At 65.8% G+C, this 14,633-nt stretch carries 12 protein-coding genes; 4 read left to right on the top strand and 8 right to left on the bottom strand.

Translation table 11 applies throughout. From position 1 onward, the window contains the following. Positions 1-9: 9 nt before the first annotated feature. Entirely contained in the window at positions 10-681 is a 672-nt protein-coding gene (locus ABQJ54_RS07680; protein WP_367853710.1) for a hypothetical protein, read from the top strand. Positions 682-733: 52 nt separating this feature from the next. Here ABQJ54_RS07680 and ABQJ54_RS07675 read toward each other — a convergent pair whose 3' ends face one another. The 4 genes from ABQJ54_RS07675 to acs all read right to left on the bottom strand — a co-directional run bounded on the left by ABQJ54_RS07675 (position 734) and on the right by acs (position 4,645). Further along, complete coding sequence (locus tag ABQJ54_RS07675; protein ID WP_367853709.1) at positions 734-1,237, bottom strand: hypothetical protein; 504 nt, start codon at positions 1,235-1,237, stop codon at positions 734-736. Between the two features lie 37 nt (positions 1,238-1,274). Continuing rightward, positions 1,275-1,739: a hypothetical protein gene (locus tag ABQJ54_RS07670; protein WP_367853708.1), complete on the bottom strand. Its 465-nt coding sequence runs from the start codon at positions 1,737-1,739 to the stop codon at positions 1,275-1,277. Positions 1,740-1,929: 190 nt separating this feature from the next. Further along, positions 1,930-2,607 (bottom strand): response regulator transcription factor, encoded by a 678-nt coding sequence (locus tag ABQJ54_RS07665; RefSeq protein ID WP_367853707.1) that lies wholly within the window; start codon positions 2,605-2,607, stop codon positions 1,930-1,932. A 97-nt stretch (positions 2,608-2,704) separates the two neighbouring features. Beyond that, positions 2,705-4,645: an acetate--CoA ligase gene (acs, locus tag ABQJ54_RS07660; RefSeq protein ID WP_367853706.1), complete on the bottom strand. Its 1,941-nt coding sequence runs from the start codon at positions 4,643-4,645 to the stop codon at positions 2,705-2,707. Positions 4,646-4,847: 202 nt separating this feature from the next. Here acs and ABQJ54_RS07655 point away from each other — a divergent pair, with 202 nt between their 5' ends. The 3 genes from ABQJ54_RS07655 to ABQJ54_RS07645 all read left to right on the top strand — a co-directional run bounded on the left by ABQJ54_RS07655 (position 4,848) and on the right by ABQJ54_RS07645 (position 8,193). Continuing rightward, complete coding sequence (locus ABQJ54_RS07655) at positions 4,848-6,281, top strand: putative porin (RefSeq protein WP_367853705.1); 1,434 nt, start codon at positions 4,848-4,850, stop codon at positions 6,279-6,281. A gap of 166 nt (positions 6,282-6,447) precedes the next feature. Continuing rightward, the gene (locus ABQJ54_RS07650; protein ID WP_367853704.1) at positions 6,448-7,026 is read left to right on the top strand and encodes an acetate uptake transporter; all 579 of its coding nucleotides are present in this window, start codon (positions 6,448-6,450) and stop codon (positions 7,024-7,026) included. A 75-nt stretch (positions 7,027-7,101) separates the two neighbouring features. Continuing rightward, a complete protein-coding gene (locus tag ABQJ54_RS07645) occupies positions 7,102-8,193 on the top strand; it encodes a PA0069 family radical SAM protein (RefSeq protein WP_367853703.1) in 1,092 nt (363 codons plus the stop codon). A gap of 174 nt (positions 8,194-8,367) precedes the next feature. Here the strand turns inward: ABQJ54_RS07645 and ABQJ54_RS07640 are convergent, their stop codons facing one another. The 4 genes from ABQJ54_RS07640 to ABQJ54_RS07625 all read right to left on the bottom strand — a co-directional run bounded on the left by ABQJ54_RS07640 (position 8,368) and on the right by ABQJ54_RS07625 (position 14,604). Further along, the gene (locus tag ABQJ54_RS07640; protein WP_367853702.1) at positions 8,368-10,275 is read right to left on the bottom strand and encodes a potassium transporter Kup; all 1,908 of its coding nucleotides are present in this window, start codon (positions 10,273-10,275) and stop codon (positions 8,368-8,370) included. Positions 10,276-10,426: 151 nt separating this feature from the next. Continuing rightward, the gene (locus ABQJ54_RS07635) at positions 10,427-11,020 is read right to left on the bottom strand and encodes an HAD family hydrolase (protein ID WP_367853701.1); all 594 of its coding nucleotides are present in this window, start codon (positions 11,018-11,020) and stop codon (positions 10,427-10,429) included. After that, entirely contained in the window at positions 11,017-12,408 is a 1,392-nt protein-coding gene (gene yjjJ / locus ABQJ54_RS07630; protein WP_367853700.1) for a type II toxin-antitoxin system HipA family toxin YjjJ, read from the bottom strand. The genes ABQJ54_RS07635 and yjjJ overlap by 4 nt, the downstream gene beginning before the upstream one ends. A gap of 141 nt (positions 12,409-12,549) precedes the next feature. Next, positions 12,550-14,604, bottom strand: a complete 2,055-nt coding sequence (locus ABQJ54_RS07625) for a S9 family peptidase (RefSeq protein ID WP_367853699.1) — start codon at positions 14,602-14,604, stop codon at positions 12,550-12,552. Positions 14,605-14,633 lie beyond the last annotated feature (29 nt).

The raw sequence follows: 14,633 nt of genomic DNA, 5'->3' as shown, positions 1-14,633 counted from the left end.
GCATGCAGGTTGTCGACGACCGCAATGACATTGGCAGGAACATCGGGTCGACAGATGCTGGGTGAATTGTTGCTGGCACCTTTTCCAGGAAATATTTTGTCCAACACGCCGACTAGCTTGATAGCGATCCGCTTCGTCCTCAATCGTGGCGATGGTGGACCGCTACCTTCCCGCAGGGATTTTTCACCTGCTGAAATCGTCGACATACGCCAATGTCTGGACTTCAAACTTGATGTTGACCCCGGCAACATCAAGTCAAATTGGGAAGCGCGAATTCTCGAGGTGACGTTTGTGTATGACGGCATCACTCCCATTCGGGGTGAAGACTTCGGGTACCGACTCTCTGCACGCAAGGCTTATCTTCAAGGCTATCCTGCCCCGATCCTCCGGTTCCTTCTGGATCATCCAGTCAATCCCGCTTTGCTGTGTAGAGTGTTGGCTGGCTCTCGGTTCAGCCTGACCACCTCGTCACTGTCGGAAGCGGGAGAAACACCCTACTATGCCGAAGACCATAATGGATATTCATCCGTATTGGCGCCAACCGAGGTCGCTGAGTGGCAGGTTTTGCTTGAACATCATCATGCATTTTGCGGCAGAACCTTCACCTTCCCGGATGGATTGCCAGAGAACGGCTGCCGGTTCAAAGCCACCGATTTCGCCCTGCCACCTTTCGCTTCGTAGACATTGAGGTGGATTTTCACAATCGCGTAAAACTACATAAGCACTATCTACTTTATTTCCTATTCCATAATTGCATAATACGCTCTTCCGTGAAACGCCAATCATCTGGAATGGCGTCTATTGAATCTTTTGCTATACCAGACGCCCAAACATAGTGCTCGCGGAGCGATGTGTAACCATATTTGTTACGACTGGATTTTAGGTGGTTCGCCACTTCAACAACTTCGCAGAGATAGACCCTAGGCATGCTACCCACGGGAGCATCCTTGAATTGCACAAATGCATAGACGACACTCTTGTCCTTATGCCGATTGAACCAAGCATCTATTGCTTCGTGGTAATCGCGCCCCTTTTTTAAACCTGCAGCAAGAACCCAGCCACCGTCTTTACTACCTTTAACTGATATCTTCTTAAAGATATTTCCTTTGGTTGCAATCAGATCGTACTCAGGTTGATTTGCGCCATATTGAATCGAGACGTCGCATCCAACCTGGGCGAATAATGCGGCAACGTAAGCCTCGGCGGCAACCGCAACCTGGAATGCATTCATTGTCATGGTCAAGACCTCGGACGTTTAAGTTGAGCCATCACTTTTAGCGATTCGAATTGGGGAGGTTGTCATCTTGCAATTCATGCTTTCTGGCATCAATTTCTAGAGCCGATTTTTCGTATCCAACTTCTACGATTTGCGTCAGGTAATGAGCCAAGAAATTTTCAATGGAGCCGTATTGTTCGTACTGATAGACATGCCGAAATTCGTGGGAAAGAAGCCGGCAATTCGATTTGCCTCTTCTTATGAGAATCGAGTATCCGTAAGTTATGCCATCCGTGTCAGGCCCGAGAAAGCCATATTCAGACATGAGCGCCACCAATTGGCTAGATGAGGGGCGGGGGAAGTCTTCAACCTCGAGAACGCGAACATTCTCTAGTTTCTCAACTCCTACCGACCTCGCCCACTTGACCTCTTCTTGTACTAGCGGTCTTCCGAGAGAGCGTGCCCAGAGCTGTTGATCCGCCACCCAAGAAATTACGGAAGGGAAGATTTCGAGGATGTCCACATTTGTTCCTTGCCGGCATAATGTTTGGCAAACCCCCTGATTGGGAATATGCACTCATATTCCTGCAGCTTTTCCCGCGGGAGCGGGCATGTGTCGTTCCTCTTGTCGGCGTCGGCAAGAGCAAGCAGGGATACGTGACCACTGCAAGTAATGCTTCGATGTATGCTTTCACGCATCCACCGAGACGCGCCTACTCCCCTTCCTCATCCACCGGCAGCGGCTGCATCGCGCCGGGTTCGACGGCGAGCTGGCTGGCGGCCAGTGCGACCTGGGTGCGGTTGTTGACGCCGAGCTTGCGCATGATGGCGGTCATGTGCGCCTTCACGGTGGCCTCGGAGACGCCGAGTTCCCAGGCGATCTGCTTGTTGAGCAGGCCTTCGGCGATCATGGTGAGCACGCGGAATTGCTGCGGGGTGAGTGCGGCGACGCGGGCGGCGATGTCGGCTTCGTCGGGCTTGAGTTCGGCGCGGCCGCCGACGAGTTGCGGCGGCAGCCACACGTCGCCATCTAGCACGGCGCGGATCGCGTGGACGATCTCCTCGCCGGCGGTGGACTTGGGGATGTAGGCGGCGGCGCCGTGGGCGAGCGCGCGGCGTGCGACCTGGGCTTCCTCGTGGCCGGAGACCACGATGATCGGCAGGCCGGGGTATTGCCCGCGGATGTGTACCAGCGCGGAGTAGCCGCGTGCGCCGGGCATGTGCAGGTCGAGCAGTAGCAGGTCGGCGTCCGGGTACTGCTCGATCAGCGCGTACAGGCCGTGCACGCTCTCGGCGCTGCGCACCTGCGCCTGCGGCAGCGCGGCGAGCACTGCGCGTTGCAGGGCGTCGCGGAACAGCGGGTGGTCGTCGGCGATCAGGATGTCGGGCATGGGTCGATGGAAAGGGTAGGAGCGCACCCTGTGCGCGAATGCTTTGGCGCTGATCGGAGCAAGAGCATTCGCGCACAGGGTGCGCTCCTACGGTGGCTCATTTGATCAGTCGTTCCTCGACGAGGCTCTTCACCACCGAGGGGTCGGCGAGGGTGGAGATGTCGCCGAGCTGGTCGGGCTGGTTCTCGCCGATCTTGCGCAGGATGCGGCGCATGATCTTGCCCGAGCGGGTCTTCGGCAGGCCGGGTGCCCACTGGATGTAGTCGGGCGTGGCGATCGGGCCGATCTCCTTGCGCACCCAGGCCACCAGTTCCTTCTTGAGTTCGTCGCTGCCGCTTTCGCCGGCAATCAGCGTGACATAGGCGTAGATGCCCTGGCCCTTGATGTCGTGGGGGCAGCCGACCACGGCGGCCTCGGCCACCTTGGGGTGCGCCACCAGCGCGCTTTCGACCTCGGCGGTGCCGATGCGGTGGCCGCTGACGTTGATCACGTCATCGACGCGGCCGGTGATCCAGTAGTAGCCGTCCTCGTCGCGGCGCGCGCCGTCGCCGGTGAAGTAGTTGCCGGGGTAGGCGCTGAAATAGGTCTCGATGAAGCGCTGGTGGTCGCCGTACACGGTGCGCATCTGGCCGGGCCAGGAGTCGGTGAGCAGCAGGTTGCCTTCGCAGGCGCCTTCCTGCACCTCGCCGCTGGCGTCGACGATGGCGGGCTTCACGCCGAAGAACGGCTTGGTGGCCGAGCCGGGCTTGGTGGCGATGGCGCCGGGCAGCGGGGTGATCAGGATGCCGCCGGTCTCGGTCTGCCACCAGGTGTCCACGATAGGCAGGCGGCTGTCGCCGACCACGCGGTGGTACCACTCCCACGCCTCGGGGTTGATCGGCTCGCCCACCGTGCCCAGCACGCGCAGCGAGGCGCGCGAACACTTCTTCACCGGTGCCTCGCCCTCACGCATCAGCGCGCGGATCGCGGTGGGCGCGGTGTAGAACAGCGACACCTTGTGCTTGTCCACCACCTGCCAGAAGCGGCTGAAGTCGGGATAGTTCGGCACGCCGTCGAACATCACCGTGGTGGCGCCGTTCGCCAGCGGGCCGTACACCACGTAGCTGTGGCCGGTAACCCAGCCCACGTCGGCGGTGCACCAGTAGATGTCGTCCTCGCGCAGGTCGAACACGCATTCGTGGGTGTAGCTGGTGAACACCAGGTAGCCCGCCGAGGTGTGCAGCACGCCCTTCGGCTTGCCGGTGGAGCCGGAGGTATAGAGGATAAACAGCGGGTGCTCGGCTTCCATCGGCTCGGCCGGGCAGTCGGCGCTCTGGCCGTCCATCAGGTTGTGCCAATAGCGGTCGCGCGGCGACTGCATCGGCACCGCGCTGCCGGTGCGGCGCACCACCACCACGGTTTCCACGCTGTTGGTGCCGGGGCGCTTGAGCGCCTCGTCTACGTTGGCCTTGAGCGGGATCTTCTTGCCGCCGCGCACGCCTTCGTCGGCGGTTACCACCAGCTTGCACTGCGAGTCGGCGATGCGCCCGGCCAGCGAGTCGGGCGAGAAGCCGCCGAACACCACCGAGTGGATCGCGCCGATGCGCGCGCAGGCCAGCATCGCCACCGCGGCCTCGGGGATCATCGGCAGGTAAATCGCGATGCGGTCGCCCTTGGCCACGCCCAGGTGCTTCAGCGTGTTGGCGAACTTGCACACCTCGGCGTGCAGCTCGCGGTAGGTGAGCTTGCGCGACTCGTTCGGATCGTCGCCCTCGAAGATGATCGCCACCTTGTCGCCGCGTTCCTTCAGGTGCCGGTCGAGGCAGTTTGCGGCCACGTTGAGGGTGCCGTCGTCGTACCAGCGGATGTGCAGGTTCTTCGGGTCGTAGGAGACGTCCTTGATCCTGGTGGGCTTCTTCGCCCAGTCCAGCCGCTCGCCCACTTTGGCCCAGAAGCCTTCGGGGTCCTTCACCGATTCGGCGTAAAGCCGCTCGTAATCATCCTTGCGGATGCGCGCCTTGGCGGCGAACGCGGGGTCGACGGGGTGGATCGTGGACATGCGGGTCTCCTGCTGGCGAGGGTGGGGAGGCAGGCGCGGGGCCTGGTGCGAACGGCTTGCACGGGCTTTCGAGTGTAGCGTCGTCACCGCTGTGGCGAGGAGCCCCTCGCATCGACTTTGGTCGAGGTACGACCATCGGCGAATAGTCATGTGCGCGAGGGCATGAGCATGCTCGCACCACTGTCATCCTGGGGAAGCCTTCATGAGCCCGACACTTATCCGTCGCTGCCGCCGGCCGTTGGCGCTGGGCATTGCCTGCGCACTGGTGATGCCATGGGCGGTGCAGGCCCAGACCAGCACGTCGACCGCGAGCACGGGCACCGTCAGTGCACGCGAGCAGCAGCTGGAGCAGCGGGTGGACCAGCTGGAGCAGGAGCTGACCCAGCTCAAGGCGATGATCCAGGCACAGAAGCAGCAGGCGGCCAGCCAGGCCACACCGGCCGCGCCGGCGCAGAACGTCGCCGCCGCGCCGGCTGCCGGGTCCAAGCCGGTGTTCACCACCGCGCCGGGCCTGTCGGTGGCCCTGCACGGCTTCATCAGCGCCACCGCCTTCAGCCAGAACAAGAGCTTCACCTACGGCAATGGCACCAATGCCGAATACCCCGCGGGTGGCTCCAGCGGTTCACTCAGTGGCGTGGACGTGCGCAACACGCGCTTCTGGCTCGACTTCAGCGGTGCCAAGTTCGCCGGCGACTGGACCGGCGGCGGCCGCATCGAGATGGACTTCTTCGGCGGCTTCAACGGCACCGGCGCCTACAGCCAGCAGCAGCCCGTGCCGCGCCTGCGCCAGGCCTACATGGACCTCACCAATCCGGATACCGGCAGCACGATACGCATCGGCCAGCAGTGGGAGCTGCTGTTCCCGCTGGACAACGTGACCGCTTCGCTGGCGCACATCGCCTTCCCGCTGGGCTTCGGCACCGGCATGATCGGCTGGCGCTTCCCCGGCGTCGTGTGGATGCAGGACCTCAACCACGGCAGCGAAGGCACGCAGTGGCGGTTGGACCTGGGTGCGTTCGAGGGCTCGTGGAACGGACCTGACGGCGCGGTCAACAACACCAACTACCTGACCGCCGGCAACGCCGGCTTCCGCCCGCAGCTGGAGGCGCGCCTGCACGCACAGGGCAAGGACTGGCTGGCCTACGTCGTGGCGCATTACAGCGAGGTGGACCTGCGGGGCGTGGGCAGCACCGCGCCGACACCGGTGCAGTCCAGCGTGAAGAGCGTGGGCTACGAGGTGGGCGGCCAGTGGAAGCCCGGCCCGTGGGTGTTCAGGGCCAATGCCTATACCGGCAAGGGTCTTGGCGAGGTGTTCGGCGACCTGTCGCAGTTCGGCGACATCAAGGACACCGGCGGCTACCTGCAGGCGGGTTACAACTTCACGCCGAACTGGAGCCTCAACGCACTCTATGCGACCAGCAAGCTCAACCGGGACGATGTGGTCCGCTGGATGGGCAACGGCTCCACCGGCCTGCTGCGCGGCCGCCAGACCGGCTTGAACCTGGACTACGCGGCCGGCAATTACGAGCTTGGCCTCGAATGGGTGTACGGCTGGATCGACAGCACGACCAACGGCACGAATACCAAGACCAACAGCGGCAACCAGGTCAGCGTCAGCGCGCTGTACCACTTCTGATCCGATGCGCGGCGGCGGCACCGGAGCCGCCGCCGCATTCCGTTTCATGCATGACAGCGGGCATGCCTGCTGCGACACGAGCCGGTGCGCGGCGCGTGGATGGGCCCGCCGCGCGCGCTGGACACGGCATCCGGCATCGCCATCCGACCACCTGGGGAGCATCACGATGAGCGACGCGAGCACGCAAGCGAAGTTTTCCAATCCTGCACCATTGGGCCTGGCCGGCTTCGCGCTGACCACCTGGCTGCTCAGCATGATCAACGCCGGCTGGTTCGGCGGCGAGGCGATGGGCATGGTGCTGGCCTGCGCCATGGCCTATGGCGGCACCGCCCAGGCCATCGCCGGCGTGATGGAACTGCCGCGCGGCAACACCTTCGGCGCCACCGCCTTCCTCAGCTACGGCGCGTTCTGGTGGTCGTTCGCGTTGTTCGTGCTGTTCCTGCACGACAAGGTGCCCGCCGCCTTCGTCGGCTGGTACCTGTGCCTGTGGGGTGTATTCACCTTCTACATGTGGCTGGGTACCTTCCGCGCGCCGCGTGCGTTGCAGCTGATCTTCCTGGCGCTGTGGATCACTTTCTTCCTGCTTGCGGCGGGCGAATGGACCGGCATCGGCGGCCTGCACCAGGCCGGCGGCTACATGGGCCTGCTCACGGCGGCGCTGGCGTTCTACCTGTCCGCCGCCGAGATCATCAACGAAAACCAGCAGCGCACGGTGCTGCCGGTGGGGGCGCCGCGCGCCACGTGACGGCAGGCACATCGCGGCTCCAGTCGCGGCAGTGGTGTCGCCCGTGCTGAGACATGGCGGGCGCACACTGCGCCGATGGAATATCCCGACACGCCACCGACGGCCATCAAGGGCCGCGGCACCGCCTCCAACCCGGAAGGGCGCTTCGAAACCATCCGCCACCGTGCCGAGGACGACGGCTGGCAGAGCGCGTTGCTGGACGAGGCCGCATCGCGGCCGCGCACCGAGGTCACCGAGGAGCGCGCGCGCAGTGTCATCACCCGCAACGACTCGCCCGACATCGGTTTCGATCAGGCGCTGAACCCCTTCAGGGGATGCGAGCATGGCTGCGTTTACTGCTTCGCGCGGCCCAGCCACAGTTACCTCAACCTCTCGCCCGGGCTGGACTTCGAAACGAAGATCCGCGCCAAGGGCAACCTGGCCGAGGTGTTGCGCGCCGAACTGGCGAAACCCGGCTATGTGCCGAAGCCGATCAACATCGGCAGCAACACCGATCCCTACCAGCCGATCGAGAAGAAGTGGCGGCTCACCCGTGCCGCGCTGGAAGTGCTGGCCGAGTGCCGCCACCCGTGCACTCTCGTCACCAAGAACGCATTGGTGGAGCGCGATCTCGACCTGCTTGCCGCGATGGCGCGCGAAAAGCTGGTGCAGGTGTTCGTCTCGGTGAACTCGCTGGACAACCATCTCGCCGCGAAACTGGAGCCGCGCGCCAGCGCGCCGCATCGCCGCCTGAAGGCGATCGCCGCGCTGGCCGAGGCCAGCGTGCCGGTCGGCGTGCTGGTGGCGCCGATCATCCCGGCGCTCAACGACAAAGACATGGAAGTGGTGCTGGATCGCGCCCACGAAGCCGGCGCGCGCTGCGCCGGCTACACCGTGCTGCGCCTGCCGTGGGAGCTGAAGCAGCTGTTCCGCGAATGGCTGGCGCTGCACGCGCCGCAGCGCGCCGAACACGTGATGAGCCTGGTGCGCCAGATGAACGGCGGCCGCGACTACGACAGCGATTTCCGTACCCGCATGCACGGCCAGGGCGTGTTTGCCGAGCTGCTGCGCAAGCGCTTCGAGGTGGCTTGCCGAAAGCATGGCTTCGGCCGCGCCCGCGAACTCCGGCTCGACGGCTCGCGCTTCGTGTCGCCGCGCAAGCCGTCGCCGCAGGGCAGCCTGTTCTGACCGGGCTACACACCGGAACGGGTTGGAGCCTGATCTCCCACGACCCTGGCCGGGTAGGAGCGCACCCTGTGCGCGATGGCTCTGATGCTCCGGTCAGAGCGAAAAGCCTTCGCGCACAGGGTGCGCTCCTACGGGTTGGCATCCGTGGGCCATGCGGAGATCGTAAACAGGCTTTCAGAGATCGATGCGCGCGCCGATCTCGATCAGCCGTCGCGATGGAATGCCGTAATAGGTGGTGGCGGGCGTTGCGTTGCGCGCCATCCAGGCGAACAGGCGTGCGCGCCAGCGCGCCATGCGGTAGGACTTGTCATCCTCGGCGTTGACCTTGTCGTGGCCGAGGAACCACACCACTTTGTCCGCTTCCAGCGCGGGATCGAACTCGAGCTGGCGCAGCCGGGCTGGCACGTCGATGTGCTCGGCGAAGCCGAAGCGCAGCGTCACCCGCCAGAAGCCGCGCTCCAGTTCCTCGACTTCGCCGCCGTCCTCGCCGCGCGCACGCGGATGGTCCAGGCCGTCCACCGTGAGCACTACATTGCGTTTGTGCAGCACGTGGTTGTGTTCCACGTTGTGGCGCAGGGCCTGCGGCACCCATTCGCGGTGGCCGGTGAGGAACACCGCAGTGCCGGGTGCCTGCAGCGGCGGCTTGTCCTGCAGCTGGGCGATGAAATCCACCAGTTTCTCGCCCTCGGCATGCAGCTGGCGCCCGACCAGCTGGCGCCCGCGCTGCCATACCGTCATCACCACCATCATCGTCAGCGCCAACACCACTGGAAACCAGCCGCCATCGGGAAGCTTCAGCAGGTTGGCGCCGAAGAACGCGGCATCGATGAGCACGTAGACCAGGCCGAACGCGCCGAGCCGCAGCGGCCCCCATCGCCAGCGCATGCGCGCCACCACCAGGAACAGCAAGGTGGTCAGCAGCATGGTGCCGCTCACCGCGATGCCGTAGGCACTGGCCAGCCGGTCCGAACTGCGAAAGCCCAGCACCGCGGCCATCACCGCCACGAACAGCAGGAAGTTCACCGTGGGCAGGTAGATCTGGCCTTCCATGTCGCCGGAGGTGTGTTCCACCCGCGAGCGCGGCAGATAGCCGAGCTGGATGCCCTGGCGCACCATCGAGAAAGTGCCGGAGATTACCGCCTGCGAGGCGATCACGGTGGCTGCGGTGGCCAACGCGATCATCGGATATAGCAGCGCATGCGGTGCCAGCGAATACAACGGATGTGCCGCCGCCGAGGCATCGGCCAGCAGTAGGGCGCCCTGCCCCGCGTAACCCAGCAGCAGCGCCGGCAGGACCAGGGTGAACCATGACAGGCGGATGGGCAGGCTGCCGAAATGGCCGATGTCGGCATACAGCGCTTCGCCCCCGGTCATCACCAGCACCACCGCGCCGAGCGAGGCGAAGCCCCTGAAGCCGTTGTGCAACATGTACGTCACTGCCCAGCGCGGATCAGCCGCTGCCAGGACTTCCGGATGGCGTAGCAGGCCATGTATGCCCAGCGCCGCCACGCTCAGCAGCCACAGCGTCATCACCGGCCCGAACAGCGTGCCGACCAGCGCGCTGCCGCGCTTTTGCAGCAGGAACAGTCCCACGATGATCACGGCGCTGATGGGCAGCACCCAGCGGCCGAGATCCGGCGAAGCCAGCTTCAGCCCTTCCACCGCCGAGAGCACGGAGATCGCCGGCGTGATCACGCTGTCGCCGAAGAACAACGCCGCGCCGGCCAGCCCCAGCATGACCACCCACCAGCAGGCGCGCCGATGCTGGCGCATCGCATTCCGCGCCAGTGCCGTCAGCGCCATCATGCCGCCTTCGCCGTGGTTGTCCGCGCGCATCACGAACAGCACGTACTTGACGCTGATCACCAGCACGAGGGCCCAGAAGACCAGCGACAGCAACCCGAGGATGTTGTCGTGCCTTGGCGCGATGCCGCCCTTGCCGAACGCCTGCTGCATGGAATACAGCGGGCTGGTGGCAATGTCGCCGAACACCACGCCGATGGCACCCAGCAGCAGTTCGGGCAGGGCCGGCTTGTCCTTGGCGCCGCCATCGTCATCGTCTTTGGGTTTTTCTGCTTCCATGAGGCGCGCGTGGCCCTGGCGGAGCGGTTCGCCGGCCACGTATGTGGTCGATCCAAGGGACAATGTGGCCAGCGGCGTGTGTGGCACGTGATCGGCCGATGAAATCGGGTAACACGGACATGCCTGGCGGCTGTGGGGTGGCCCGCAGGCTTCAGTCCACTTCCCGCCCGCGGTAGTAGCGCCGCTGCGCTAGTGCCAGCATCGCCGCGTCCTCATGCGTATCGCCATAGGCATAGCAAGTGTCGTACGCGCCAAGGTCGTGGCGTTCGCGCACGCGGCGAGCCTTCTCCGCGCCCACGCATTGCACGCCGTGGTAGCGGCCGGTGAGGTGGTTGCCGCGGGTTTCCATACTTGAGCAGATCAGTTCCAGGCCGTGCTGCCGGCACCACGGCGCGAGGTAGAAGTCGAGGCCGCCGGAAACCAGCACGACCTTGTCGCCTTGCGCCTGGTGCCAGGCAAGGCGCTGCATCGCTTTGGGGCGCAGCAGGCTGGGCAGGACTTCGGCGGCGAAGCGTTCGCCGGCCGCGTGGACGTGCACGGCCGGCACGCCGCGGAAGCCGAAGGCGGTGACGTGGTGGCGGATGTGTGTGCCGGAGACGAGGCCCAGCTTGTAGGCGGCCAGCATCGGCGCGAACATCGGAATGCCCAACGCGCGGCGCAGCGGCGGTACCGCGTGGCGCATGAAGTCGCCGAAGGTTTCGCGGGTGGTGAGGGTGCCGTCGAAATCGAACAGGGCGAGGTTCATGGATGATCGTCGTCCGTGTCGAAGCGCCGGCGCAGCCGGGACAGCGCGGCGTGGTTGGTGTTGGCGACGCGGCGGAAATCGTCGCTGATCGCCGGGTGTTGCGCCACGCGCTGCCAGTACAGCCCGGCCCAGGCCGCACCCTGCCGCCAATGCGGCAAGGATGCGGGCGTGGGCGGTGGCGGCTCGAACACGCGCGGCACCACGGCACCGTTGGCAGCGGGGCGGTAGAGCATGGGCAGCATGTCGTAGCTGGGCGCGAGTCCAAGCGGCAAGGCGTCGTCGAGGAAGAAGCCGAGGTTGCCGAAGTGCATGTCGGTGTTGCCGATCAGGCGGCCGAACCACCATCGGCGCTGCACCTGTTCCAGTGCCTCGTCGTGCAGCCAGCCGCCTTGCCGCATGCGTGCGGCGGCGGTGGCCCAGTCGTCGCGCTCGCCGTCGTGGGCATCGCTCCATGCGGCCAGCGTGACGAAGCCGCGCCGGCCATGCGCGCCGATGCGGTCGAAACGGGCGGCCTCCAGGCACAGGCGGCCCTGCGACCAGACCAGTTCGGTGCGTGCGCTGGGGTGGCCGTGTTCCGCGAGCAGCTCGCCGGCGAGATGTTCGCAGACCAGCAGATCGGCCCAGCGGCGCGCGCCGGCGTGGCTGTCCACCGGCTCGCTGAACTTCACGATGACGTGGCGCAGGCCGCCGTCTGCATCGCGCACGCAAGCGGTGAATTTCGGTTGCTCGCCAGCGGCCGAGGAGCCGGCCAGCTCACCGGCAAGCGCGGCCTGCGCCAGTCCGGCGTAGCGCTGTTCGCGTGCCGCCGCTGGAATGGCTTCGGGTTCCGTGCGTAGCGCACGTTCCAGTGCCGTGTCGCCCAGCACGAAATCACCGGGGCCGTCGTCGCCGTGCAGCAGCAGGGCGGCGAGTACGGCGTCTTCGTTCCAGCGCAGGATGTCGTCGGGCAGGCCCAGCCCGCGTGCCCAGCGCTGGCCGAACTGGCGGCCCAGGAAGCCCTGCGGGCGCTGGTCGTCCAGAAACCATGGCAGGCCGGGGAACAGGCCGTCGACGAATTCGCCTTGCAGCCAGTCGGGCGTCGTCGCAGCAGCAACGAGGCAGCCATTACCGTGCAGGGCGGTCAGCCGACCGAATTCATGCGGCCTGCCCTGTTCGTCGATGCGATAAAGCGGCCAGTACGTACCCAGGCCGCGCACGTCGCGCACGGCGGCATAGCGGCTGCGGCGGGCCTGGCCAATGCGCACCACGCGCGAGCCCGCAGCTGCCAGGGCTCGCGAGATGCTGGGCTGGCTGGTGCCCAGTGCCTCGCCAAGTTCGCGCGCACTGGCGACCTTGCGCAGGCGCAAGGCATCGAGCAGGCGCCCGGGCGTGATGGCTGGGTTGGGCATGCATGAATAGATACTTGAATAGATACTTCAAGTCAAATAACTTTATGGTCAATGACTTGAAGTCCATGCATCATTCGGTTCGAATAGATTTCCGAGCCCGTGGCCGGCCGGCCTCTGCGGGGCAGGCCGGCCACGCCGCCGTCACTTCGACGCCGGCAGGTACTTCGCGAACCAGTCCAGCGAACGCTGCAGCTCGTCGTCCCGGTGGACCGGGTTGCTGAAGGCGTGGCCTTCGTTGGGATACACCACCAGCTGGGTGGGCACGCCCAGGGTCTTGAGCGCGTGCCAGTACTCGAAGGACTGTGGCGCGGGGCATTCCTCGTCGCGGTCGCCCACCACGATCAGGGTGGGGGTCTTCACCTTCTTGACGAAGTTGATCGCCGAGCTCTTCGCGTAGGGAGCCGGATCGTCGTACAGCGAGGCGCCGAAGTAAGGGATCATCCACTGGTCGATGCGGTTCTCGCCGTAATAGCTCTGCCAGTCGGACAGGCCGGCACCGGCGACCGCGGCGCGGAAGCGCTGGGTCTGGGTGGGCGCGAACATGCTCATGAAGCCGCCATAGCTCCAGCCGGTGAGGCCGAGGCGGTGGTCGTCCACCGGCGCCTGCTTCTCCACCGCGTCGATGCCGGCGAGGATGTCGCGCAGGTCACCGTAGCCGAAGTCCTTGCGGTTGGCCTGCACGAAGGCTTCGCCCTGGCCGAAGCTGCCGCGCGGGTTGGGCATGAACTGGAAGTAGCCGCTGGCCGCATACATCGCGCCCATGCCGGGCCAGCGCGAGGTGACGGCCGCCGCCGGGCCGCCGTGCACGCTGACGATCATCGGGTAGGTCTTGTGCGGGTCGTAGTTGGCCGGGTACAGCAGCCACCCCTGCACGTCGCGACCCTCGTTCTTCCACTCCACCGACACCGCCTTGCCCCAGTCCGGCTTCAGCGCGGCGTTGAGCGAGGTGACCGCGGGCGGCGGCGTGCGGCCCAGCACGCCGGCATGCACTTCCGGCGCGTGCTCGAACGAGCTTTGCTGGAAGGCCACGCGCTTGTGGTCGGCGGACAGCGACACCGCCGCCACCGCGCCGCCGGAGCCGATCGACGCGGACACGGTGAAGTACGGCGCCTGCGCCGTGGCGTTGCCGCCCTGGATGTCGTAGCGGACCAGCTGGACCTTGCCCTTGGCGTTCTGGCTCACCGTCAGCGCGTCCTTGCCGGCCCACGCGAACCACTGCGGCGTCACGGTGATGCCGGGAGTGAGGTTGGTCGGTGCGCCGCCGCTGGACGACACACTGTAGAGGTCGCCGCCGGTGGAGCCCTGGTCGCTCATCAGGCCGCCGATGAAGGCGATGCGCGAGCCGTCCGGCGACCAGCGCGGCAGCGCCATCTGCAGGCCGTGCAGCGAACCGCCGACGGTGGCCGGATCGACGACCACCTGCGGCGCGGCGCCTTCCTTCGCGCCCTGCACGTAGAGCTTCGCCACCCACCAGTTGTTGTCGCCCGGCGGCGGCGCGGCGGTGTAGGCGATGTGCGAACCGTCCGGCGACCAGCCGAATTCGTAGGCGTAGATCGAGGCCGGCGTGAGCGTGTGCACGGCGCCGCTGGCCACGTCGAGGCTGGCGACGCGCTGGATTTCCTCGTGCTCGTCCTCGCCGATCACGCCCACCTGCGGCTTGCCCGCAGCGGTGGCGGCGGCGCGGCGGGTGGCGCCGGGCACGTAGAGGAAGCCCAGCGCCTTGCCGTTGGCCGTCCATGCCAGCGCGCGCGCGTAACCGGCGAGCTCGGCCAGTTCGCGCGGCGCGGCGTTGCCGGCGGCGTCAGCGAGATAGACGTCCGTATGCACCGCCTGGGTGTTGGTGAGGTCGTGGCCGCAGTTGGCCATGAAGGCGAGCTGGTGCGAATCCGGCGACCAGGCCAGATCGCTCTTGCTGCAGTCGGCCAGCTTCGCACCCACGTCCAGCGCCTGCGCGTGGCGGCCGTCGGCATCGGCCAGCTCGATCACGGACTGTTTGCCGTCCTGCTGCATCCAGGCCAGGCGCGTGCCGTCGGGCGACAGCGCCACGTCGCCGATGCGCTTGACGCGCCCGAGCTTGGGCAGCGGTGTCGCAGCGTGCGAGGCGGGCTGGGCGACCGACGTGTCCGGCGCCGCCTGTGCGAGCAGGGGCGTGGCGAGCAGGGCCAGCGAGACGATCAGGTGCGAGGATTTCGACATGGTGCGAACCCGTGTGCGGGGGAAACCGC

This window comes from Rhodanobacter lycopersici (assembly GCF_040812335.1).
Lineage (GTDB): Bacteria > Pseudomonadota > Gammaproteobacteria > Xanthomonadales > Rhodanobacteraceae > Rhodanobacter_A > Rhodanobacter_A lycopersici.
Note: the sequence above shows the minus strand (reverse complement) of the source record. Positions and strands in the feature narration are given on the sequence as shown.